A 25,132-nucleotide genomic window follows, 5' to 3' on the forward strand; every position below is an offset into this window, starting at 1 on the left:
AAATTATTTTGTAATAATTGGGACAATTGGAATTCCAAAGTAGAATTCAAGTATTTTTATTTTAAAAATATAATCGTATTTCGTTCTGATAACATCAGACTGCGCATTTGTCAACAATGTCTGAGCCTGTGTAAAATCGAATGAATTCATCAAACCTACATCATACTTTTCTTTAGCATAATTGTAAGCCTGTTGTCTCGCTTCTAAAGTTACAGTTGATGACTCATATGTATTTAACGCTCCTTTTGCATTTGTAAAAGCAGTATAAACGTTACGTTGCAAATCTAAACTTTTTTGCTCTAAATCTATTTTAGATTTTTCTAAATTAACTTTATTTCGTTCTACATTATTTCGAACTGAGAAACCGTTAAAAATTGGAACAGAAAGCTGAAAACCAAACGACTGCCCTTTATTATCACTAAATTGATCCATAATAGGTTGAGGTCCACCTAAAACAGGCGTAAAATTATCTTGCAATACAGCCTGATTTGTCCCTTCAACAAAACCAATCTGAGATGTTGGATTTGCAGTATTTGGAGTAGCTCCTATTACAATATCAGAGTAACTTGCTCTGGTATTAAAATTATAAAAAGCACTTAAAGTTGGCTGATACGCCCCTTTCGCAATAGCAACATTTTTCTCAGCAATTTCAAGATTGGTCTGTGCCAGTTTTAATTCTGTTCTCGTTTCTTTTGCTTTATTGTAAATATCAATTGGGCTTTGCGCCATGATATTATTTTCATCCTTAGCATTTGTATCATCGATTACATCAAAATCTGCGAACTCTTTTAATTGTAAAAGCTGCGCTAAACTTAATTTTGAAATCAGTAAATTATTCTCTGAAACAGTAATCGCTTGCTGATCTGTTGCAATAGTTGCTTTTAGATCATATAAATCCCCACGTGGAATTGTTCCTGCATTTACCATTTCTTCAGAACGTTTTAAACGTTTTTCATCAATCGATAATTGTTCTTTTTTTACTTTTAGCTCTTCTTTATAAGATAAAATTTGAAGAAATGCATTAGCAACATTCAGCGAAATATCTTCCTGCATTTTCAATAATTGATACTGTGATGCAATTATTGAAAGTTTTGTTCTTCGATACGTATTTTGGATTTGTAAGCCTTTGTAAATATCAACTCCGGCACTTAATCCTACTGATGAATACTGTGTGGTCTGATTACGTAAAAGACCCGTTGTAACATCCTGATTCAAACCAATATTCCAGGAGTGTGAAGCATTTCCATTTACTGATGGAAGGTAATTTCCAAAAGCATCTTTTTTATCTATATCAGCATTTTTTACATCTAGTTCTGATAATTTTATCGTGATATTATTGTCTAGTGCATATCGTACACATTCTTCCAGTGTCCATTGTTTTGTTTGCGCCTGGGCAGATAATCCAAACCCTAAAAGTATAGCAAAAACAAGACTATTATATTTATTTATTTTCATATATTTTGAATCAAAGCACAGTAAACGAACCATGCAAATTTAACATTTTATAAACCCAAAAAACTCTTTATACTTTCAAATTATTTTTTTTCTTCTCCTTCACTGATCAAGCCCTGATTCCAGATTTTAATTTTATCAGAATCTTTGATACCGCTTTTAACCTGAACGTATATTCCGTCGCTAACACCCAGAACTAAATCTTTTCTCTGAAACTTCTGTGGGGCTGTTTCGATTTCAACATAAGGCTTTTGAGTTTTTTTGTCAAATTGAACTAATGATTCTTTAATTGCCAAAACTTTATCTGCTTTTTCTAAAATAATAGAAGCATTTGCACTTAATCCGGCTCTGATAAAAGTAGCATCTCTGTTTTCTAAAGAAGCTTTTATTTCAAACTGAATTGCACCATTTTCTACTACACCCTTTGGAGCAATATCCGTCAGAAGAGCATCGAATTTTTTATTCTCTATTGCACCAACAGTAATTTCAATTGGCATCTGAACTTTGATCTTCCCTACTTCAGATTCATCTATTTTTCCAATAAAAATCATTCTTCCAACATCTGCAACGCTGGCAATTGTAGTTCCTTCATTAAAATTATTACTTTCAATAACCTGATTTCCAACTTTTACCGGAACCGCTAAAACCATTCCGTTTACAGTTGAACGAATTAAAGTATTAGCATAACTTCCTAGTGATGTTGTTGTTCCTGTTTTTACAATATCCAAACTTTGTCTTGCAGCTAAATAATTTTGTTTCGCCTGAGTATAAGCTAATTGCGCTGCATCAAAATCGTTAGCAGAGATTACCTCTTTTTCAAATAAGGTTTTTTGTCTTTTATAAATTTTCTCCTGATTATCTAAAGCGATTTTAGCTGTTTGTACCTGATTTTGAGTACTGCTTACATTAGATACATTGGCAACAACTCTAATTTTAGCAATCATGTCGCCTGCTTTAATTTTCTCACCAGCTTTGATATATACTTCTTCAATAATACCTGAGATATTTGGTTTGATTAGGACCTCTTCGTCAGGCTGAATGTTACCAGTTGCAATGGTCGTTTTTACGATCGTTTTAATCTCTGCTTTCTCCGTTTTAAAAACGATTGGCGACTCTTGATTTTTCGCATACAAATAGTAAAGTGCGCCAAAGAAAACTAAAGCAATAAAGATTAAAATGGTTACGGTTACTCCTTTTTTCATTTTGTTTTTGGTTTAATCGATTATATTTTGATTGATAATTTATTCTGTTCGTAAAGCATCTACAGGCTTTACATTAATTGCGGTCTGCGCCGGAATAAATCCTGCCAACAAACCAGATCCTACTAATATTAATAATGCAACAAAAACTACTCTTAAATCTACGCTTGGATTAGCAAACATAGTGTTACTTCCGGGGGGCATCGAATCCAAAACCATATTTAAGAGAGCAATAATTCCGGTTGCTACTGCAATTCCAAACATTCCTGAAATAATAGTTAAAAATATGGATTCGGATAAAATTTGTCCGCGAATAGCCCCAGGCGTTGCACCTAAAGCCCTACGAATTCCTATTTCTTTTGTACGCTCTTTAACTACAATAAGCATAATATTTGAAATTCCGATCACACCTGAAATCAAAACTAATGTTCCCACGAAATAAGCAATGATTTTTAAGATGTTAAACAAACTCTGTACTTTGTTGAATTGCTCATATAAATCGAAATTACCTACGGCTCTGTCATCTTTAGGATTTATAGAATGAAGTGATTTTATTAATTCCAGAATCTTAGGTTTTAAATCGGTTATTGAAGTTTCATCTTTTGCCGTAAGTGCCATCCAACCCACTTTATCTCCATAATTAAACGCTTGTTGGAAAGTTGTAAACGGAACGAAGATATTCTTTTGTTCCTGTTCTGCATTTCCGCCTTGCTGTTTAGAATGATAAACGCCAACTACCATAAAATTAATTCCATTTACTTTTATGTAAGTCCCAATCGCTTCTTCTTCTTTCCCATACAATTCACTAATAACTCCTTTTCCAATCACAGCAATTTTTCTTCTCTCAAGAATATCCTGCTGGTTGATAAAACGACCTTTTATGATATCCATTGGTTGTTGTTTAATCAACTCCGGATAATCACCATAAACCGTAAATGCAGAAGTTTTTGTACCACGTACCACATTATTTGTCCCGTTAAAATCGCCTAATTGATTTCTTGGCGAAACATATAATAAATCAGGTAAAGCTGCCTTTAATGCTGCTACATCACTATTTCTAAAATCATAACGACGGGTTTTAGGCAAACCTTTATAGGCTTTTGATGTTGTCTGGCTCCACATGAACATAGTATTTGTGGCAATTCCGTCAAAACCTTTTTTGATACCATTTTCTAAACCATTTCCAGCCGCTAACAGTATTACCAAAATAAATATACCCCAAAACACACCAAATGCAGTTAGAGTTGTTCTGAAAACATTGGCGGTTAAGGCCTGTAAAATCTCGTCCCAATTATCTTTCTTAAACATAATTATTCGTCTCTAAGTGCTACAATAGGTTTAATTTTGGCTGCTCTGTATGCTGGGAAAAATCCTGCCAATGCTCCCGCAAATACAAGTAGAGCTAGTGTTGTCAATGCCACACTAAAATCGACTTCCGGATGTTGAAAATATTCACTTTGCACCATCGGGCCAACAAATTCTAACAATAGCAAACTTGCCAAAAGCCCAACAAAACCAGCAATCGTAGTAATAAAAATGGATTCATGAAGTATCATTGAAATAATCGAAAACGGAGATGCACCAAGTGCTTTTCTGATTCCAATTTCTTTTGTTCTTTCTTTTACAATAATAAGCATGATATTACTCACCCCAACAACTCCGGCAATAATAGTACAAATTCCTACCCACCAAAAGAACAATCTGATATAAAGATTTAAATCATAAAACTGTTTAGCATCTTCAACCGAATTATAAACCCCAACACCTCCATCATCTTCAGGAGCTACCATATTTCTACTTTTCAGCAAATTCTTCAAATCTTGAGTAAATTTTTTAGATTGCGCCAGAGCTTCATCATAATTATCTGTTTTTTTCATCGTAAAAAACAAATTGCTTATTTTATCTCCACCACCAAAAGCCCTTTGTACAGTAGTTAAAGGCAAATAAGCCCTTGCTTCTTCTCTTTCTCCTCCCGGATCAGTAAAAATGCCAACTACTTTAAAATTAATACCATTGATTATGATTTCTTTTCCTAAAGCGTCTTTGTCTTTAAACAGATCCGTTTTAATTTTCATTCCGATACAAGCTACCTTTTCATTGTTGGCTAAATCTGAGCTATTTACATAACGCCCTTGAACTATTGTTAGATTTTCTACTCCACCATAATCTGGAGTAACACCTCTGTATTGATAACTTCCTGATTCTTTTCCGTACGAAAATGCACCTCCCCAAAAATTATAGGTTGCGGCTCTCATATCTAATTTATCATCAAATTTCTGTACAGATTGATTATAGTCACCGTCTCTATACTGAATTTGTCTTCCGGGATTTAGCCCTTTGTATTCTTTTGTAGTTGTTCCGGACCAAACTTCAATAATTCCGGCGGCGTCACGTTCGAATTGTTTTTCAATTCCGTTTTGAAGCCCTTTACCCGCACCAAGCAAAATCACTAAAATAAAAATACCTGAGGCCACGGAAATTCCCGTTAAGAATGTTCTTAGCCGATTTTTGGAGATTGCTTCGAATATTTCCTGCCAACGCTCAATATTAAACATAAGATGAAGCTCTAACTTGTTCTACCTTTTTATCATCGATAATTAATCCGTCTTTCAGGACCACATTTCTTTTGCACATTGCGGCAATATCAGGCTCGTGTGTAACGATCAAAATAGTTTTACCTTCATCGTTAATTCCTTGAATAAGTTCCATAACCTCGTATGAAGTTTTGGTATCTAAAGCTCCTGTAGGCTCATCTGCCAATAAAACTTTTGGATTTGAAGCCAATGCTCTCGCGATTGCAACACGCTGTTTTTGACCTCCGGAAAGCTCGTTCGGTAAATGGTGTGAATGTGAACCCAGACCCACTTTTTCCAAATATTTCATTGCAATTTCATATCGCTCTTTTCTCTTTACTCCCTGATAATATAATGGCATTGCCACATTATCTAGTGCAGTTTTATAATTGATCAAATTGAAAGATTGAAAAACAAATCCTAAAAATTTATTTCTGTATTTAGACGCAATCGTTTCATTCAGTTTTTTAATAGGAGTTTTATCTAAAATATAACTACCAGAATCAGCCTCGTCCAAAATTCCTAAAATATTAAGAAGTGTCGATTTACCTGAACCAGAAGACCCCATAATAGCAACCAGCTCGCCTTCTTCAATATTAAAATTTATTCCTTTTAACACATGTAATTCTGAACTTCCCATTTTATAGGATTTGTGTAAATCTTTGATTTCTATCATGGTACTGTTAAATTTTAAAACAATAATAACATTTTTATTAAGTAATTTATGGTAACAAAACGTTAATAATTTCGTTTTGATATTACAATTAGACTCGATTCTTTATCAAATGTTACACATTTTTAAGATAATATAATTGTTTTCTTAATTTTGCATCACTCAAAAAAATCTTAATGATGAAGTTTTTATCCATTTTCTCTTTATTAACGGCACTTACACTGTTTTCCGGATGTTCAACATCTCAAAGATTAGAAACCTTAAAGCCCGAACCAGATGATGCCAGTCCATTGGTCTATGATGCAAATCCATCCTTTATTAACCTACCAATAACGGTAAAATTGACCGATATTGAGAATCAGACCAACTCGATTTTAACAGGGTTAATTTATGAAGACAATAATATCGAGGATGATGATATTGAGATGAAGATTTGGAAACAGGTTCCAATAAAAATCCAAAATGATCCGGCAAATCCAGATAAAAAGATAAAAACAATCCTGCCTTTAAAAGCAACTATTAAATATAGAATTGGAACCAAAAAACTGGGTGTTGAACTTTACGATACCCGTGAGTTTAATTTAAATGGAGTTATAACCTTATCCAGTGAAGTAGCTTTGACGAATTGGAAATTAAACACCAAAACCGAATTTAAATCTCTAGATTGGAACGAAAGTCCTACAATGTTAGTTTTCGGAAAAAGCATGCCAATAACTTATTTGGTTAATCCCGCCATTTCTATTTTTAAATCTAAAATTGAAAAGAAAATTGATGAAGCGATAGAAAAATCAATGGATTTTAAACCGAATGTTTTATCAGCATTAGAAAAAATATGTACGCCATTTCAAATGAGTGATACTTATGAAAGTTGGTTACGAATTACCCCTGTTGAAATTTATTCAACGAACGCAAAACTTAAGAATGATTTGTTTTTATTGGATATGGGAGTAAAATGCAATATGGAAACCATTGTTGGCAAACAACCTGAATCTAAGTTCAATGCCAATAAAATTATTTTGAAACCTGTTGCTAAAATTCCAAATCAGATTTCAGCTAATATTGCAGCAATTTCAACCTACCTTGATGCTTCCAAAATAATGACCAAAAATTTTGCAGGTCAGGAATTTGGTTCCGGAAGCAAAAAAATAACAGTGAAAAATGTTACAATCTGGCATAAAGACGGAAAAATGGTGATTGCGCTGGATGTTTTAGGATCCATAAGCGGAACGCTTTATTTAAATGGATTTCCACAATATAATCCGCAGACAAAAGAAATCTATTTTGAGAAACTTGATTATGTTTTAGACACCAAAAGCAAATTAATGCGTACCGCAAGCTGGTTAGGGCAAGGTTACATATTAAAAAAAATGGAGCAAAGTTGTCGCTATTCGATCCAGCCCAATTTAGAAGAAGGAAAAAAAAGCATGGCATCTTATCTAAAAAACTATTCTCCAATGCCAGGTGTGTTTGTAAATGGAAAAATGGAAGACATCCAGTTTGACAAAATACAGTTAACCAATCAGGCTATTATAGCTTTTATAAAGATAAACGGAACAGTGAATGTTTCTGTTGATGGATTGAAATAAATTTATCTAGATTATGATTTTAAAAATAACCTTATGAAAGAAAATATATTGCTTTTGCTTCAGATTATAACTGTCGATTTTTTCACAGCATTTGGCCTATATTCTTTACTTTTTTTATTCATCTCAATATTTACAAAGAGTGTTATTTTAGCTAAAATCGATAAGGAAGCGACAAATTTTATATCTTTTGTCGGTGTAGTTTTTTTTATAGTATGGATTATCGGAATGTTTGTTTTTTATAGCGGAAGCAATACTGAAGATCGGAGTAACATGCTAAACAGAATGTTTGGAAAATACTGGCTCGGAGTTTGGGCACAACCGATCTTATGGTTTTTAGTGACTCAATTATTACGCAAAGAAAGTGTTTACAAAAACATATTTTTCAGAATATTATTTAGCATTATGCTAATCATTTCAATCGAAAGATTTATAATAATAACTACATCACTCCATCGTGATTATCTTCCAAGCTCCTGGACAATGTACAATGATTTAGATATTTATCCTCCAAATTTCTTTCTTGCATTGTTCTGCAAAATAATTATGTTTTTATTGTTTGTCGGAATATATTATCTTGTAATAAGTAAATTAAAGACATTTAAGAAAAAAGCAGTATAAAATTTATACTGCTTTTTTCTTTTTTGATTGGTACATTCGATAAATCAGAACGCCAATAATTCCCACAAGTAAATAAGGAATTACCATCAAATAAACGATACCATCATTTACCGCTTCCGCTTTTTTCGTGTTAGAATCACCCGCAAGCGCTGCACGACACATGGCGCATTGAGCATTAGCTGCAAGAGAAAAGAAGATAGAAAAAAGAACATAGAAACATTTAGTTGAGAATAAATTTCCAACTCCGCCTCTATTTTCTATTCTATTTTCTTTATTCTTTATTCTATTTTCTATTTTATGCATAATAAGGAGAAATCATTAAGTAAACCACAACACCTGTAACTGCAACATACAGCCACAGTGGAAAAGTTATTTTAGCTATTTTTCTGTGTCTGTCAAAACGTTGTGCCAAGGCTCTTACGTAAGTAATTAATACTAGAGGAATAATAGCGATAGACAATAAAATATGAGTAATTAAAATAATAAAATACACATAACGTATTGCACCAATCTTGACAGTTTCAGTTAAGTCAAGAATTCCATCGTGATTCAAATCTCCAAACTTAGTAGAATCAGCCGTCATATGATAGGCAACATACATTACCAAAAAAGCAACCGAAAGACCAATTGCAAACGTCATTAAACGTTCATGTAATTTACGCTTTCCATTTTTAATTGCAATTACTCCCCAAACCAAAACTATTGCCGTAATACCATTTGTAGTTGCATAAATTGGTGGCAAAAATGAAAGCGGTTCAACATTAATTCCGAAGTCTTTAAGCTTAACTCCAAATAATATAGCCACGACAACCGGAATTATAATTGATACCGTAACAATAAACTTGCTGTATTTTTTTTCTAATGAATGATCTTCCATTTTATTCTTCTAATAATATTTTAATGTCTTCCTGAATATCTCTAACTCCTTTTTTATCTAAACCGTCGTAATATAAAATTGGGTTTCCGAATTCATCTTTTCTACAACGAATATTTCCATCTTTATCAATTAAGGCAAACAAACCAGAATGCTCAAAACCTCCATTTACTTTAGCATTTTCGCCTGCATACAGATTAAATCCTTTATTTGATAAATCCATGATAGTAGCCTTATCACCGGTTAAAAAATTCCAGTTTGATGATTTTGCTCCCAATAATTTCGCATGATCTTTTAAAACTTGTGGTGTATCATGAGCTGGATCGATTGTAATGGAAACGATTCCAAAGTTGGGATTTCCGAAAAAAGTTTTCTCAATTTCCAGCATACTTAAATTCATCTTTGGGCATATAGATGGACAAGTTGTAAAGAAAAATTCCAACACATATACTTTTCCTTTATAAGTTTCATTTGATATTTTAGCGTTGTCCTGATTCGTTAGTTCAAACTTAGGAGCCGGGCCTATAGTCAATAATTTACCATCTGATTTTGAAGATTTCAAACCTACGTTATCCAAACGATCTGCTTTTACAACTTCGCCATTTTTTATTCTGTCAACAATTTTTGGCACTGCGTAAATTCCGAAAATTAAAATGATAAACGAAATTCCGATATATGATTTGTTTTTAAACATATTTTAAAGATTAAAGTTCTTTTGTGGCATTATGATTCTTTTTAAGAGCAGCACGATATTCGTATAATATGATTTTAAAATCATCCAGCATTTCATTGCTTAACTCAGAAGGGTGAAAAGTATTATAACCTTCCTTGTACTCATCTTTTTTATCTTTTGAAGCGCCTTTTCTTCCTCTTAAATTTCGTTCTTTATCTACTATATAAACATTTGATGTTCCAAGATTTTGATCTAATTTCCCTTTTAAATGCAATTGATCATAGAAGGTTTTAATTTCCTCAGAGGAAGCAAAAACAAAATGCCAGCCTGAAACATCAGTAAAAGCACCGAGAGACTCAACAATTTTGTGTGCATCATTTTCTGTTCCTAAAGGACAAACCACTACAAACTGCAAATCTTTAAAGCCATTATAACGTTGATAGATTTTTTCATTCAGATTGAAAAAGTTTCCTCTGTTTTTTAAAATTTCAGAACCAGAAAAACCAAGAATAGTTATTTTATTATTTAAGGTTACTTTTTCGCCTTTTAGTGATTTCCAATTACCAAGGTCAGCAATTTTAGGAGTTATTGTTGGAAGTTTGGTAAAACTGTTTACTCCTGAAGCAAAAAACAAATAAGCTACAATTGGCAGAACAAAAAGTACAAAGAGAACTATATTTTTTTTCATTTTATTAGCGGAAGTTATTGAAGTACAAAAATAAAAAAAGCTCCGTTAAACGGAGCTTCTTTTCGAATTAATATCATGTTAAAAATTCCATTTAATAGTAGAATCTTTAAAAACCCCATAAATATAATGCCCTTCTGTCAATAGAATAAACAATAAATATAAAACTAGGAAAATAACTGGTGATACAACAGACCATCTAAGGCTGCTTTTTTCACCTTCCATGTGCATAAATGCCCATACTATATAATAAGCTTTGAAAATTGTAAGGATATAGAAAATCCAGTTCAACAAATTCAAACCTACAAAATGATTAAATTCTAATGCTTCTGGTTTTAAAATACCCAAAATAACTTCTACTGTAGTTACTACTGAAAGTAATGCAAAAACAAACCAGATTCTTCTTGTATTTGATACGTGTTCGTGTGACATAATAATTAAAATCTAAAATTAAACTAAGTAGAAAACTGTAAATACAAATACCCAAACTAAATCGACAAAGTGCCAGTATAAACCAACTTTCTCTACCATTTCATAGCTTCTTCTTTTCTCGTAAGTTCCCAATAATACATTAAAGAAAATAATGATATTGATGATAACTCCAGAAAACACGTGGAATCCGTGGAATCCAGTAATGAAGAAGAAGAAATCAGCAAATAATTTACTTCCGTATTCGTTTCTGGTTAAGTTAGCTCCTTCTACTACATATTTTGCAGTACTTAGACGAGACTCAGATTCTGCTCTTGTCAATACTGTTTTCTTCTTTTTATCAGTAAGCTGCTCCGTTCTTATCAATAACTCAGGATGTGCTTTAAAACCAGCCTGTACTTCAGCAACAGAATAGGTAGGTTGTGTTTCTGCATCTTCTACAAACCACGTACCTTCTGCTCTTGTAAGCGCTTGTCTTTGTTCTGGCAATTTCACAGCAAACTTTTCAAGAGCTACTCTGTTTCCTTGTGCATCAACAAACTGCAACAAACTTCCACCTGCTGTTTCTACTGCACCGTATTCTCCTTTAATGAAGTTCTTCCATTCCCAGGCTTGAGAACCAACGAAGATCAAACCTCCAATAATAGTTAAGAACATATAAATAGCAACCTTTGTCTTTTTCAATTGGTGACCTGCATCAACAGCCAAAACCATTGTTACTGATGAGAAAATCAAAATAAAAGTCATTAAGGCTACATAATACATAGGAGCCGAAACACCATGCATAAATGGGAAGTGAGTAAACACTTCATCAGCCAAAGGCCACGTTTCAATAAATTTAAATCTAGAAAAACCATAAGCAGCCAGGAATCCAGAGAATGTCAGGGCATCTGATACGATAAAAAACCACATCATCATTTTACCATAACTTGCTCCTAATGGCTCATTGCCGCCTCCCCAAGTTTTTTCTTCGTTATTTGCAGTAGTAACTGTCGCTTCCATAAAAGATATTCGTTAAAAAGTTCCCAAATTTACGTTTTTTTCTTATTTAAAGAAATATAAAAATAAAAATAAATATACCCATAATAAATCCAAAAAGTGCCAATACATCGCACCTAGTTCTATACCAAGAGTTTGAGTCGAATTGTATTTTTGTTTAAAATGATTATAAATTATAATTAAAAGTGAAATTAGCCCACCAGCCAAGTGTAATAAGTGTGTAACCGTTACTACGTAAAGGAAAGTTGTAGTAATTGAGCTACCTTCTCCTGTAAAATAATAACCACTTTCTACGATTTGTCCAAAACCAACAAATTGTAAAATCACAAATAAAATACCTAACGCTAATGTTCCTAAAAGCAATGCCGTTGTTACACTCCTGTTATCTTTCTGAATGGCTTTTTTAGCCAGATAAAAAGTAATACTACAACCAATAATAACTATTGTACTGTAATAAAACGCTGTTGGTAGTTCAAAATTCTTCAACCAGTCAGCTCTTGATTTACTTACTACAAATGCACTTGTAAGTCCGGCAAACATCATGGTCATACTTACCATGGCGAATAACAAAATCAGTTTAGCCGATTTTGATTTCTGTAATTGTTCCTCACCTGTTGTCATTGTCATTTCCATAACTATCTTAAAAATTTATCTACTATATATACTATTTGAAGCAACGATATATACGAAACACTTACCAGCATTAATGTTCTGGCTGCTTTTGCAGTTCGTAGTTGATACAGCTTTACAGCATAGAATAACATCCACAATCCTAATAAAAAAACTATAACTGCAGCAATCGGACTAATAAACAACTGTCCTGTATACCCTAAAACAGGTAACAAGGAAGCTATTATTAACCAAACTGTATATAAAATAACCTGTAACGCAGTGCCTTTATCCTTTTTACCAGTTGGAAGCATGAAGATTCCCGCTTTTTCATAGTCTTCATACAAAAACCATCCAATAGCCCAAAAATGAGGAAACTGCCAGAAAAATTGAATCAAAAACAAGGTCCCGGCTTCAATACCGAATTCTCCTGTAGCTGCTACCCAACCCAACATAAACGGAATTGCACCCGGAAAAGCACCAACAAAAACCGATAACGAAGTTACCGTTTTTAATGGCGTATAAATACTAGTGTATAAAAATATTGAAATCGCAGCAAACATTGCCGACTTTGCATTTATTGAATACAACAAACCAATACCTAAAATAGTCAGTACGCTTGCTACAAACAAAGCCATATTTGGAGACATTCTCCCAGATGGAACAGGACGGTTTTTTGTACGATCCATTAACGAATCGATATCTTTTTCAATTACCTGGTTAAAAGCATTCGATGCTCCAACCATACAATATCCACCAATTGACAAAATTGCCAAAACACTCCATTTAAAAGGATGTTCATCATTCACACCCAATAAATATCCCGCAATTGAAGAGAACAAAACACTAATAGCTAATCCTGCTTTAGTTATTTCTTTGAAATCCTGAAATATTGATTTTAATGAAAATGTATTTTTTGTAGTATTCAAACCGTTATTGTTTGTATGTTTTTTTTGAGTGGTGCAAATGTACAAATTAGATTGTACAATTCCTGACTATAAATTTAGATTTTTTTCAATAAAACCTTTATAAAATAAGGACTTGCAAATCTTTAACACAATTATTTCGAAAAATCTTATTAAATACTAGTAGTCAAAATACCAATTAAAGACATCAGTACGCAATCCGATTGTAAACCAGGTTGTACTTTGTTTGAATGTGGTAGCTGTTTCTTGTGTCGGATCAAAATTTCTATAAATAAAACTTCCAAATAATTTAAGGTTTGTCATCGGATTTATCAAATACCCACCTTGAATATCGGCAATAAAAACACTTGTTTTATTCCCCTGCCCCACTTCAACCCCCTTATCGTAAGGTCGTTTTTCATCGTAGCTCTTATAAATATTACTTCCATAATTGTAACTATCCTGAGCGGTATCAAAATCAAGACCTCTGGTTCCAATTGTAAATTTAGCATCACCGAAATAACGACCTTTATGATATCGGCCAATTACTAAAAGCTCATTAAAATTCCCTCCCCATTGGTGCCCAATACTTTGATTATTATGACCATAATTTGTAACAACAGCACTATGCGAATATACGTAAGGTCGTACATGATTGTATTCTAATTGCACTAATAAGTCTTTTACTTTAAAAGCATTGAAGTATTTTGCTCCCAATTGGTAGCCAAACTTATTTTTCCAACTTTGCTCTCCTGCCGCCATATCTCCAACCGAAAATTCATCCAGCAAAAACTGACCATATAAATTAACATTATTATTCCATTTATATTTAGCAGTAAATCCTAAAAGCGCATTACCACTTTTAGAAGACGATGCAAACTCAACGGTACGATAAAAAATAATTGGGTTTACAAAATTAACATCAAAACCTCTATTATTGCTATCAGTCCAAACTACAGATTCAAAAAAACCTAAATTTAATTTATTTGAAACATTCCAGCTTAAATAATGATTTGCCATGAATTTTGATGCGTATGTTTTCTCAACCGTAACATCAGGACGAACATCTTTTAACCACATATAGGTATTCGTATATTTTATTTTCCAAAAAGTCGTGTTGATTTTAAAATACGGATACGGACTGGCTCCATCACTTTCTAATAATGATCGATAACCATCTCCGATAAAATTCCTCCCGTAACCTAATTGTAAATCAAAAAATTTGCTTGGCACATAGGTAATATTAGCTTCCGCTAAAGGAAAATCGTATGCATCTGTTTTAAATCTTTTTGCAATACCAACTCCGGGAATAATCGCCGGGTTTCCTCCTGAAGGTTTTAATGTTTCAGCATAATCATTAAAATAACCCGCAAACCTTCCCTGGCTTTCAAAAACCGTGGTTGTAAAATTAATCTGTTTTCCTAAACCACCTCTAAAATTTAAAGCCCGTGTATTCACATAAGTATAGGATGCATCAAGATCTGATGCTTTACCCATTTGCAAATCGACAACAGGATTTAAAGTCAACCAATAATCTTCACCTTGAATCTGAACCAAATTTTCGTTCCACCATTTCCTTCCCAACCAGGTTGAAGCCTTTTTTTGAAGCGACTCGTTAACCGCTTTTAAATTATAATATTTTGAAACCTCAGCATATGTATACGGCTTTGAAGCAGTATGATTATTACTTCCAACCTGATTCATAGCACCGTCGAATTGTGCATAATAACTATGAGAAAACGGAATATTTAAATGACTTTCGAACTCAGGATTATTGTATTTTTTATACACTATACTATCAAGTTCTGTCATTGGCTTTTCGACTGGTTTTAAAATTTCCGCAGCTGCCAGCGCTTCAGAAGCAATTTGTTCTGCGCTTTTTAGAGGAATACCAATTGAAATCGTATATTTTGAATAAGTTGGTTTTCCATTATAAGTTGATGGTTTAATCTGAGGAAATTGACCAAAAACCCTCTTTGCTTCTTCAGACAGTGCATCATTGGCAGCATTTACATAAATCACCTTAAAGACACCAGTAGCATCAACTTCAAAAAGGACTTTTACTTCACCTTGATAATTGGTTTGTTTTAAATTTTCAGGAACCTGAAAATTCTGAAAGACGAAATCCTGAACTTCTTTGTAAAAACAATTTTCCAGTTTTTTAGATTCTAAATTTTCACAATTTGAAAAAACAGGAAACTGTTCTGTTGTAAAACCAGGCTTTACAGAAGAATTAGTGGTTTCTTGCGAAAAAACAAATAAAGTAGCTAGTGTAAAAATAAAGGCTAAAAAAATCTTATTCACGTAAATTTTGGTTTTCATTTAATATTCATTTGGGGCATTTTCACCATTTGCAATTTCTTTTGCTGCTGAAGTTCCGATTCGTTTAACACCTAAACGAATCATGTCGATTGCATCTTTATAAGATCTTACTCCACCAGCTGCTTTTACCGGCAAAGGTGACGCATTTTCCAGCATCATTATAATAGAAGAAACTGTTGCTCCGTTTGGCAAATCATTTTCAGTTTTATAAAATCCTGTTGATGACTTTACAAAAACAGAGGCATAATCGTCTTCTTTAAAATTTGATATAACAACATTTTTTATCAACGCAGAGATTTGGATAATCTCTTTATCGCTTAAAGCAGCAACTTCGATTATCCATTTTACTGTTTTATTATGGGCCAGCCCAATTTGTGTACCTATTACAATTTCTTCTTTTAATAAAGTAATTTCACCATTTTTAAAAGCTTCATAATTACATACAAAATCTAAATCATCAGCTCCATCTTCTATTGCCTGATTTGCTTCTTTAATTTTATCTTCAATTGACGATTTACCTTCAGGAAAATCTATAACAGTACCAACACTTAAATTTGAATTGGCTTTTAAAATCATTTCTTTAGCTAATACAACATGCTTAGGCCTTATCATAATTAGTTTAAAACCCTCAGCGATTGCTTCATTAATCGCCTTTTTAATAACGTCGATATTTTGCTCTTCCGAAAGTCCGGCCTGAGAAGCAGTTTTCAAATAGGTTGAATCTAAATATTGTTTAATATTCATGATCTTGATGTTACATCGAATTTCGACAAAAATACATTTAAAATTCGTAAAAAAACATTACTTAGTAAGCTTGATTTTTTGACAACAAAAAACCCACCGAAGTGGGTAATTATATTCCTATTATTTTATCTATTTGTTTCCTAAAAGCTATAGCAGAAAAAACAGCGGTGGTTGCACCAATTGTATTTGATAAAACATCTGTTACATCCGGCGTTCTTGTTGTCGTTAATACACCTTGCAAAATTTCGATTGTAATTCCAAAAAAAACTGAAAATATAAACGAAATAAGATAAGCCTTATAATCGTTAGCCTCTTTTCCTTTCAGTTCTTTTTTAAAAAATAAAATCCAGGAAACTGTAAATCCGAAATGAAAACAAAAATGAACAATTTTATCAATGCTTGGAAAATTTATCGCCGGAATATTACTTGAATTTGTCAGACAAAAATAAGTAATGATACCTGAACAAATAATTGCCCAAATTAAAAGAAGTTGTTTAGGCACCGATAAGTTGTTTATAAGCTTCATCAGATAATAAAGAATCTATTTCTGATGCATCAGCAATTTTAATTTTAATCATCCATCCAGCTCCGTAAGGATCAGAATTTACTGTTTCCGGCGCACTTTCTAAACTTTCATTAAAAGCAATAATTTCTCCTGTTAAAGGTAAAAACAAATCAGAAACTGTTTTTACAGCTTCAACTGTACCAAAAACTTCATCCTTATCAAGTGTTTGATCTAAAGTTTCTACTTCAACATATACGATATCTCCTAACTCTTTTTGAGCAAAATGAGTAATTCCTACAGTTGCAACATCTCCTTCGATGCTAACCCATTCGTGATCTTTTGTGTACTTTAAATTTGCTGGTATGCTCATAATACTATGTTTGAAATTGATAATTGAATTTTGAAGCCACAAATGTAACAATCTTCTAATTAAATCCCGTTTAGAAAACGAAAAAATTAATTTCCAAAATTATATCGAAGTGTAAAACCTGATCGAATGTTAGTTAACGGAAATGATGTTGATATTACAGCTTTTGAGAACGAGTGATCGTAATAAAATATTGCAGTCAGGTTTTTACTAAATGCGTAATCAGCTGTAAGTTTTAGTGACCAGATATTTTGCCCGGCTGCCAATTGGTTGTTATCATAATCTAAATAACGAACCAGAGTTTCATTGTTTCTATAAGAGAAATCAGCTTTTATATTGATATCACTTTTTATAATTCCGGTTGGGTTGTCTGCCAGTCTTGAAGAGAAAATAACATCTTTAAAACGATATCCTAACCCTACAACATATTCCAATCCTTTAACTTCAGTTAATAAATTATTATCAAAACTCATTGACAATGCTCTGTCCTTTTTAATTTCAGTCAATACTCTTAAAGAGCTTTTCAATTCAAAATCCATACGGATAAGCGGACTAAACTGCTCTACCAAATTGACATTAGACATAATGGTTTGGTTATAGAAATTGGTATTTACATCCTGTCCCCCTGGTTTTTCATTATAATCAAAATTAGATCTAAACTGATTTATGGTATATGATGCTCTGTAATTATGCTGTAATGAAAAACGTCTAAATTTATCTTTAAAAAATTTATATCGCATTAAGCCGTTGTATTTTACACTCCAGTTTGGAATTGGAAAACTTCTAAAGATATCAGTTGAAGTACTCGAAGCATTACCTCCAGAATAGGCAGCTAAAAATGAAGGCAATAAAACAGCCTGGTTACTTTTTGTAAAACCTATTGGATACCCTTGGTTAGCCACATAAATTGCATATTTCGGATCTGTTTCTGCCGGAATTGGATTATTTGAATCTCCATATCTCGGGATTGCAGTTCCTGCGCCATAATGTTCTTCGGCAAGACGATTTGCAATAATCAAACGGTTACTTCTAAATTCATCAAATGCAGCAGATTCAATTTCATTACTAGTCGAAAAAGATGTTTTTATCAATACAGTCGAAATAGAGAACATTCCATAAGTATAAGGCGATAAAGGTGCATATTCTCCGTTTACAACACTATATTGCTCTGATGAATTTTCAGAATAAGCACGATCCATCGCTAAATCAATCTTTAAATCAGGGAACAAATCAATATTGGCGGTTATTTTTAAAAGCTTATTAGTTACTTGTGTAAAGTTCTGGTTGAAATTATCATAATTGGTCAACCAGCCATTTTTCGCTGCTTCATAACGCACGTCATCCTGACTTCCAAAAACGAATCCAAGTGATGGTTTTGCTGTTCCGAAGAAACCAACACCAGGCGTATAACCCGGCAACACAGTTCCACTATTCTTAGTATAGTTAACCTGGATATTTTTTACACTCGTTAAAACTCCAATCATACCGTCATAAAATGGACTACTCTTAGCTACTGGTTTAGCCGTATTAACAATTTTCTCTCCCGGTTTTGGCGGTGCTGCTGGTTTAGGTTTTGCAGCAGATTTCGCACCTGGTGTTAAACCTAAATACTTGTACAACAGATTCATATTAAGGGTAGTTGTCAATGTATTTGAATTCGCATTTTGAATCGTATTCCCTAAATCATATTCAACACCACTAACCGGATCAACATATTCTGACAATGCAGTCGAAGATCGTTGCCAGCTATAATCAGCCGTGTATGAATAACTTGCTTTTACAAAACTTAATAGAGGAATTTTATTAATCGGAATATCGTAGTTCAACACTAATTGCTGTAAGTGTTGATTTGGCGTACCTACATCCCAATAGCTATCCCAGATATTAAAATCTTCTTTTGGAGAATTATCTTCATTCAAATAATTTTTTACAATATTATTTGAAGCCGCGTTATAATTAATTTTTAATGATTTTGTCAAATTATAACCAAAACCATATTGATAATTAAAGGCGAAATTTCGTCTGTAAAGTGGATCAAGACCAATTCCCTGCGTCTCAACATCTCTATATTGCTGGCGATTACTTTGTCTTAAAACATTAGTATTAAAAGTAATATTTGATGGTAAATAATTAAAATTGAAGTCACTCAACATCTTCCAGTAATCACTTTTCTTCATGAACTTCGTATTCTTGAAAGGAACTACTTCTTTTGGCTGAAAAGTATAAGCATAATTCACCGCCGTATTTGACTGTTCATCTTCATAATCTTCGACCTCGTAATCATGACGTTCTACCTGATTATAGGATTGGGAGAATGTCAAATTTTCTACATCGTAAACATGTGGCTTCTGTTCTGGTGCACGATCTTTTCTTACTCCAATAAAGTTGATACTTTTTCTCTTTGTATAATCTACTGCACGAGTTCTGATATTGTCTTTTTCATCCGGATCAGTTGTTTCTTTTAGTAACTGGTCTAGTTTTATATCCTGATTAAAAGGATCGTACTCCGGTGTAATTACTTCTTCTCCAATCGCATAATTAAAAGGCAAATTTATTCCCCATCGTTGAGGCAATAATTTACCTAAATTAAGATTTGTTACAATATTATACTGCTGAATATCTTCACGATCTCTTTCATTGGCGCCTTGTTCCAAAGATCCAAAACCAATTGTGCTTTTTCTTCCAACAGCAGAAACTGTTGCAAAGTCAGCCATATTGGTATCAACATTTAATATTGCAGCCATACCTCCCTTGTTATCCAAATCTGACATACGAAGTTCATTAAACCAAACTTCTCCTGTAATATCCTTATGATCTGCCCTACTTTTTACACCAACCATTAAATTCCTTACCAAACCAAAATTAGGATTTCCCTTGATTCCTAATTTTAATCTGCCATCACCGTCACCACCGTTTAAACTCAAATCATCATCCGGGTAATAAACCCCATTTATATCTCTTTTTGTAGAATTAATATCGATACTCATGGCCTGAATTTTCATTTTAGTCAATAGATCCATTGCCAAATCAATATCATTATCTTCCAGCCACACCTGATCAGGACTTATCGAACACGAGCCTCCTGCCCTGGTAACTTTTAAAGGAATTTCGACCTGATAATAGTTCTGCGTAAAATCATTTCCAAAACGAATGAATCCAACCATTTCATCATCTAGCAACGTGTTTCCACTAGGTAATTGTTCAGCATGCAGGAACATTTTAAGTTTTTTGTATTGACGCATATCAACACTAACATTCTTAAATACTGCTCTTGAATCCTGATATTGCAAACCTGTCCCTCCAATTCTCAATGCCAATGATTGCTCATTTTGATTGATAATCGTATTGTTATTATATAATTGTTCTCTCTGAACTCCTGGAGGAATAACATAATTTACAGGACATTTGGTACTGTTTTCCTGAATATTAACAGCCGCCACATCAAATTCAGTACCATCATCATCAGGATTTGTATCATTAGCATCAAGTGTTCCTGTATATCTTCTCCACTCACCTCTTACTAAATCTAATGCTCCAAAACGCACAGTCATCTGGTTATTAAAACCAGTCATAAACATGCGCATGAAACGAATAGATCTAAAATCTGTTATGTTTCCAATTGTATTTTGAGGCTGAGAAACCGGAATTTTAAACTGAATCCATCGTGCATTCGTTGTTCCGCCATTTGGCAATTCAACATTTGTAACCTCACGAATATCTGTAATGTAATTTTGTCCCACCTGCATTCCTGGTCTTACATCAATGCTATATTCATAATAAGCATTAATCGTACTCATTGTATTGTCGCGATTGATATCCTCAACATCCGGTAATGTTGTTGCTCCACGATTAGGGTCATCAATACTTACAGCTGAATTTCCTTCAACGCCATTATATTTTTTATAGCGATCTAAAACTCCTCCATCTGTATTTAGATAATAAGTGTAGTTATCTGCTGCAGGATCTTCTTCTCCTGCATAATTAGTGTAAACACTTGCTTCTTTTGAATTTGGAAGACCATCTAAACCAACATCTTGATTTTGACGATTATTTGCATTGGTATCAAATGCATAAATTAACGATTGAGATGCAGGAACATCTCCCCAAATTGGCTGCGGGTTTACCACTACCTGATCTGGTCCCAATCCGTTTTCATATTGTTTTCTTCCGTCTTTTAAAACATCTTCAGAGATTTCACCTAAATTGAAATAAATTTTCCCTGTGTTATTGGGTTGCGCTTCTCCATTTCCAACATAAGGATCAAGTACCCAAAACTGGATGTACTCTACATTTCCCTGCTCAAAATTGGTAGAATTCAGTGAACGCATAATTCCTCCGAAATTAGATGTTGCCGGCGCAGCACTAAATCCTGGATTATTATTATACGGTCCACGCTCAGAAGGAAAATAAGTTAGATCTAATGTATTAATAACCTGTATCTGTCCCTGAGCAATATCTGTATTTGGATATAACTCTCTACTGTAAATTCTTCTTGTGGTATTTAAAGACAAATCGTCATTTGAAATTCCGGATGGTTTTGACGAATAAAAAATAGGATCAATAGTATACCATGCTAATTTTGAACGTTTGTATCCATATTCAAGTGTATTCGAATTGGCATTAAAAGTATTATCGTTTATAGAATTCAAATAAGGTGTTGATGCCAGACTCCATGCGTAAGCTGATCGCATATCAATTGTCGATTGCGAACCTTCAAAATCATCCACATAAATAGTCGCTTCTCCTTCAAAATCGCTTGCTTTTGGCGCATCAGGTTTTAAGAATGCGACTTCACCTCTAATGGAAAGATTCGAAGGAACATCTGTGTCTATATTGGGTAGTTTATTAACTAATCTGGTAAAGAAGGGAACTTCCGTTGCATAATTTCCGTTAAAACCAAAAATTGTATTGTTCACAGATTCCTGACCATAACTTGATTTTTGTGTAAAAGGTCGTTCCGTCATTTTAAGATAAGTTCCTCCAACAACAAAGTTATCTGAAATCTTATGCTCAACATTGAACCCCATAAATCGTCGGGTCTGTTGTCCGAAAATGGAATTATTTTCTAATGAAACCTCTATTGGTGTATTTGATGCCTGAAGAGAAGGATCAAGAATCTGAACTCTGCCTAACTGATAATCGACACTATAATCGATTCCTTCTACAAGTCTTCTTCCTGCCGCCATAACCACAACAGAACCTTGCGGCACATTAAATGCCCCAATCGGAATACCATTACTTCCGGATGATTTATATTTTCCTCTTAATAAGAATTTATTTTTATCACTATCCTGTAAAGCTCCTGACTGCGTGTTGCGATACATATTTCTAAATACATATTTCTGCTGATTCGCATTGTATGTATTTGGATCATTGTAGTTTTCACCAGAGCCTGAATTTTGTAATTTTTGGAATAACAATTCCCCAAAAGGCTCTTTTGTAGTAAAGATAATTCGGCCATTTTGAACATCAACCGTTATCCCCGGAAGATAATCAAAGAAACCGTCTCCACCTGTTTGCGGATCATTGTTGTAATTTAATCGATCCAGATTAAACACATTTAACAATGGCGTTTGATCTACCTTATTATCCGGTGTTGGATTTGCCGGAAAACTTGATCCCGGAACAGGAGTAATATAATTTATTGGGGAAGGATCTGTATAAAGAATATTTAATCTGAAATCATCTTGTTTTATTTGATATGCTTGTGGAATTTGATAGACGTTTTTCATCATCAAATTCCAAACCGGATTTTGAACGTTGGTCAAATTACTTTTCAGCATTTTTAAAACCAAACTTTGGGAAATAATAGCCTGATTCGAATTATTATTTCCTGTAACAACAGTTGCATCAACACCATCACTACCAAATTCTCCTACCTGATAAATTTTACCACCAACAGTATATTCAAAAGCAACTGCTAAAATCTCATCATTTGCCAAACGTTGTTGCAAGGAAATATATCCTAATTGTGGATTAAAAGTAAATTCATTTGCCGTTAATTTCCTGGCATTCTCTAATATAGAATAATCAGTTCCCTCGCTAACGTTGGTGTTATTAAATCCCGATTTTGCTGTTACAATTTCCCTAATATTGGAGTTCAAATAAGATCCAGCCTGACCAATAGTCTCAGGATCGTATTTATTATTGTTATTATCTGTTGGTGAATCAATTTGATTATTAAAAAATCCTGCTGACGAACTAATAACTACAACTTCATTATCAGGAATTCCTGTAATTTGCCCTTCACCTAAATCCTGAAGTGCAATAATGTTTCTTAAATTATTACTGGTTGTACTGACACGATTTTGTTTATTGGTAACCCAAACTTCTATTCTGGTGATCTGCACACGACTATCAATAAACGGATATCCTTTTAAGGAAGCATCATATTTGTTTCTAAAATATTGAGATAAGAAAAAGTGTCTGTCATTATCGTAATCCAAAGCATACAAATCAAAGTTTTGAACGGTACCACCTCCTTCGGCTACAATACTCTTTGTTTGCGATTTTTGTTCTGAGAAAACACCGGTAACAGTAGTTTTTCCAAATTGCAATTGTGTCTTAACCCCAAACAAACTTTGTGCACCACGAATTAAAGTACTGTTCAGCGGCATACTAACATTCCCGACTTCTACTTTTTGAATAATATCATCTTCTGATGGAGTGTAGGCTAGTTTAAATAGGTTTTGAAATGCAAATGTAGATTGGGTATCATAATTCGCATTTACTTCAAGACGCGTTCCAACCTTACCCATCAAACTCATACTGATTCGCTGATCAAAGTCGAATGTAAGACTTGATCTGTTTCTTGGTGAAAATGAAGGATTGTCTTGTTTGGTATAACGAAGTCCTAAGTCCATTTCGACAGAACCCGTAGGTTTTACATCAATGGTGTTACTACCAAAAATGCTTTCGAAAAGACTTGAATTAATATAATAGCGAGGCAACAGGTCTTTTTTAGCCGCTTCACTTCCTGTTTTTTTACCATCGATAGCGTCCATTTTTTTTCTGAAATAATCTCTTCTGGATTCTTTCAAAACTAAATCTTCGTATTCTTTAGGTGTTAAAATAATGGGATAATCAATCGAAAAACCATCGACAGAATTGGTATAAATATATCGATCGGTAACCGGATCGTATTTATAAGCGGATGAAATACTTGGTGGATTTTTAAGCTCTACTTTACCTACAGAAAACTGCGTTTTAGTTGTATCCTGAACTGACTGATTTACCTGCGCACGCAAAAAGTTACCGCAAAATAAAAACAGTACTAAAATACAAATTTTACGCATATAATTAGTTGGTCTTAATTGGATTTATAGACTTTTCAAGGCTTTTTTGATGATGGTTTCAACGGTTGCTTCAGGATCTTCTTTTACGATCTTTTCGACAACTTTTTCTGAAGTTTTTCGAATAAACCCTAAAACTTCCAAAGCAGATAACGCTTCATCTCGATTTGTATTGTTTTGAACTACTGAAACTTCATCTAAATCGTACAACTTTAACACTTTTTCTTTTAAATCAAGTATAACCCGCTGAGCAGTTTTATTTCCAATCCCTTTAATTGACTGAATAAGACCAACATCTCCGGAAGCAATTGCATTTATTATCTGTCTGGGCTCAATCGAAGACAACATTGTTCTCGCAATATTAGCACCTATACCTGAAACAGATAATAGCATTCTAAATATTTCACGTTCTGATTTTTCCACAAAACCAAATAATGTATGCGCATCTTCTTTGATTTGAAGATGCGTATACAATTTTATAAAATCTGCATTTGGAATTAATGAGAAGGTGTGTAAAGAAATATTTACATGGTATCCCACTCCACCACAATCAATTACAACTTCTGTGGGATTTTTTTCAACTAGCTTCCCCTGCAAATGTGCTATCATAATATAATTTATAGTACC

The 25,132-nt window shown here is 33.4% G+C and carries 21 protein-coding genes; 2 read left to right on the forward strand and 19 right to left on the reverse strand.

The genetic code is table 11. The annotated features are described in order from the left end of the window. Positions 1-3: 3 nt before the first annotated feature. The 5 genes from AC6CH4_RS01780 to AC6CH4_RS01800 all read right to left on the reverse strand — a co-directional run bounded on the left by AC6CH4_RS01780 (position 4) and on the right by AC6CH4_RS01800 (position 5,900). Positions 4-1,455: a TolC family protein gene (locus AC6CH4_RS01780; RefSeq protein WP_498099630.1), complete on the reverse strand. Its 1,452-nt coding sequence runs from the start codon at positions 1,453-1,455 to the stop codon at positions 4-6. Positions 1,456-1,535: 80 nt separating this feature from the next. After that, positions 1,536-2,654, reverse strand: coding sequence for an efflux RND transporter periplasmic adaptor subunit (locus AC6CH4_RS01785; RefSeq protein WP_498099632.1), 1,119 nt, complete (start codon positions 2,652-2,654; stop codon positions 1,536-1,538). A gap of 39 nt (positions 2,655-2,693) precedes the next feature. Further along, complete coding sequence (locus AC6CH4_RS01790) at positions 2,694-3,959, reverse strand: ABC transporter permease (protein WP_498099634.1); 1,266 nt, start codon at positions 3,957-3,959, stop codon at positions 2,694-2,696. A 2-nt stretch (positions 3,960-3,961) separates the two neighbouring features. Then, complete coding sequence (locus AC6CH4_RS01795) at positions 3,962-5,206, reverse strand: ABC transporter permease (protein WP_498099636.1); 1,245 nt, start codon at positions 5,204-5,206, stop codon at positions 3,962-3,964. Beyond that, positions 5,199-5,900 (reverse strand): ABC transporter ATP-binding protein, encoded by a 702-nt coding sequence (locus AC6CH4_RS01800; protein ID WP_192185985.1) that lies wholly within the window; start codon positions 5,898-5,900, stop codon positions 5,199-5,201. The genes AC6CH4_RS01795 and AC6CH4_RS01800 overlap by 8 nt, the downstream gene beginning before the upstream one ends. Before the next feature lie 176 nt (positions 5,901-6,076). On the opposite strand from AC6CH4_RS01800, the gene AC6CH4_RS01805 reads away from it, so the two are divergent. Both AC6CH4_RS01805 and AC6CH4_RS01810 read left to right on the forward strand, forming a co-directional pair. Then, positions 6,077-7,483, forward strand: coding sequence for a DUF4403 family protein (locus AC6CH4_RS01805; RefSeq protein ID WP_498100601.1), 1,407 nt, complete (start codon positions 6,077-6,079; stop codon positions 7,481-7,483). A gap of 33 nt (positions 7,484-7,516) precedes the next feature. After that, on the forward strand, positions 7,517-8,101 hold the full coding sequence (locus AC6CH4_RS01810; protein WP_498099638.1) for a hypothetical protein: 585 nt from the start codon (positions 7,517-7,519) through the stop codon (positions 8,099-8,101). 3 nt (positions 8,102-8,104) lie between these two features. Here AC6CH4_RS01810 and AC6CH4_RS01815 read toward each other — a convergent pair whose 3' ends face one another. The 14 genes from AC6CH4_RS01815 to ruvA all read right to left on the reverse strand — a co-directional run bounded on the left by AC6CH4_RS01815 (position 8,105) and on the right by ruvA (position 25,114). Beyond that, complete coding sequence (locus AC6CH4_RS01815) at positions 8,105-8,404, reverse strand: hypothetical protein (RefSeq protein WP_498099640.1); 300 nt, start codon at positions 8,402-8,404, stop codon at positions 8,105-8,107. Next, positions 8,397-8,978 carry a DUF420 domain-containing protein gene (locus tag AC6CH4_RS01820; protein WP_498099642.1) on the reverse strand — a complete coding sequence of 194 codons (582 nt, stop codon included), beginning with the start codon at positions 8,976-8,978 and terminating at the stop codon, positions 8,397-8,399. Before AC6CH4_RS01820 ends, AC6CH4_RS01815 begins: the two co-directional genes overlap by 8 nt. A 1-nt stretch (position 8,979) precedes the next feature. After that, positions 8,980-9,669, reverse strand: coding sequence for an SCO family protein (locus tag AC6CH4_RS01825; protein ID WP_498099644.1), 690 nt, complete (start codon positions 9,667-9,669; stop codon positions 8,980-8,982). Positions 9,670-9,679: 10 nt separating this feature from the next. Then, positions 9,680-10,336: a hypothetical protein gene (locus AC6CH4_RS01830; RefSeq protein ID WP_498099646.1), complete on the reverse strand. Its 657-nt coding sequence runs from the start codon at positions 10,334-10,336 to the stop codon at positions 9,680-9,682. Between the two features lie 78 nt (positions 10,337-10,414). Continuing rightward, positions 10,415-10,765 carry a cytochrome C oxidase subunit IV family protein gene (locus tag AC6CH4_RS01835; protein ID WP_498099648.1) on the reverse strand — a complete coding sequence of 117 codons (351 nt, stop codon included), beginning with the start codon at positions 10,763-10,765 and terminating at the stop codon, positions 10,415-10,417. 18 nt (positions 10,766-10,783) lie between these two features. Beyond that, positions 10,784-11,764, reverse strand: a complete 981-nt coding sequence (locus tag AC6CH4_RS01840) for a cytochrome c oxidase subunit 3 (RefSeq protein WP_498099650.1) — start codon at positions 11,762-11,764, stop codon at positions 10,784-10,786. 42 nt (positions 11,765-11,806) lie between these two features. Further along, complete coding sequence (locus AC6CH4_RS01845; RefSeq protein ID WP_498099652.1) at positions 11,807-12,394, reverse strand: cytochrome c oxidase subunit 3; 588 nt, start codon at positions 12,392-12,394, stop codon at positions 11,807-11,809. Between the two features lie 2 nt (positions 12,395-12,396). Next, positions 12,397-13,299, reverse strand: coding sequence for a heme o synthase (cyoE, locus tag AC6CH4_RS01850; RefSeq protein ID WP_498099654.1), 903 nt, complete (start codon positions 13,297-13,299; stop codon positions 12,397-12,399). A gap of 156 nt (positions 13,300-13,455) precedes the next feature. After that, positions 13,456-15,597, reverse strand: a complete 2,142-nt coding sequence (locus AC6CH4_RS01855; protein WP_498099656.1) for an energy transducer TonB — start codon at positions 15,595-15,597, stop codon at positions 13,456-13,458. Then, positions 15,598-16,341, reverse strand: a complete 744-nt coding sequence (deoC, locus tag AC6CH4_RS01860) for a deoxyribose-phosphate aldolase (RefSeq protein WP_498099658.1) — start codon at positions 16,339-16,341, stop codon at positions 15,598-15,600. Between the two features lie 109 nt (positions 16,342-16,450). Continuing rightward, complete coding sequence (locus tag AC6CH4_RS01865; RefSeq protein WP_498099660.1) at positions 16,451-16,843, reverse strand: VanZ family protein; 393 nt, start codon at positions 16,841-16,843, stop codon at positions 16,451-16,453. Further along, positions 16,836-17,216, reverse strand: a complete 381-nt coding sequence (gene gcvH / locus AC6CH4_RS01870; RefSeq protein ID WP_192185997.1) for a glycine cleavage system protein GcvH — start codon at positions 17,214-17,216, stop codon at positions 16,836-16,838. The genes AC6CH4_RS01865 and gcvH overlap by 8 nt, the downstream gene beginning before the upstream one ends. An 86-nt stretch (positions 17,217-17,302) precedes the next feature. Beyond that, the gene (gene sov, locus AC6CH4_RS01875) at positions 17,303-24,508 is read right to left on the reverse strand and encodes a T9SS outer membrane translocon Sov/SprA (RefSeq protein WP_498099663.1); all 7,206 of its coding nucleotides are present in this window, start codon (positions 24,506-24,508) and stop codon (positions 17,303-17,305) included. Between the two features lie 24 nt (positions 24,509-24,532). Then, on the reverse strand, positions 24,533-25,114 hold the full coding sequence (gene ruvA / locus AC6CH4_RS01880) for a Holliday junction branch migration protein RuvA (protein WP_026985519.1): 582 nt from the start codon (positions 25,112-25,114) through the stop codon (positions 24,533-24,535). Positions 25,115-25,132: the final 18 nt, after the last annotated feature.

It is taken from the genome of Flavobacterium sp. GQ95, from assembly GCF_059758655.1.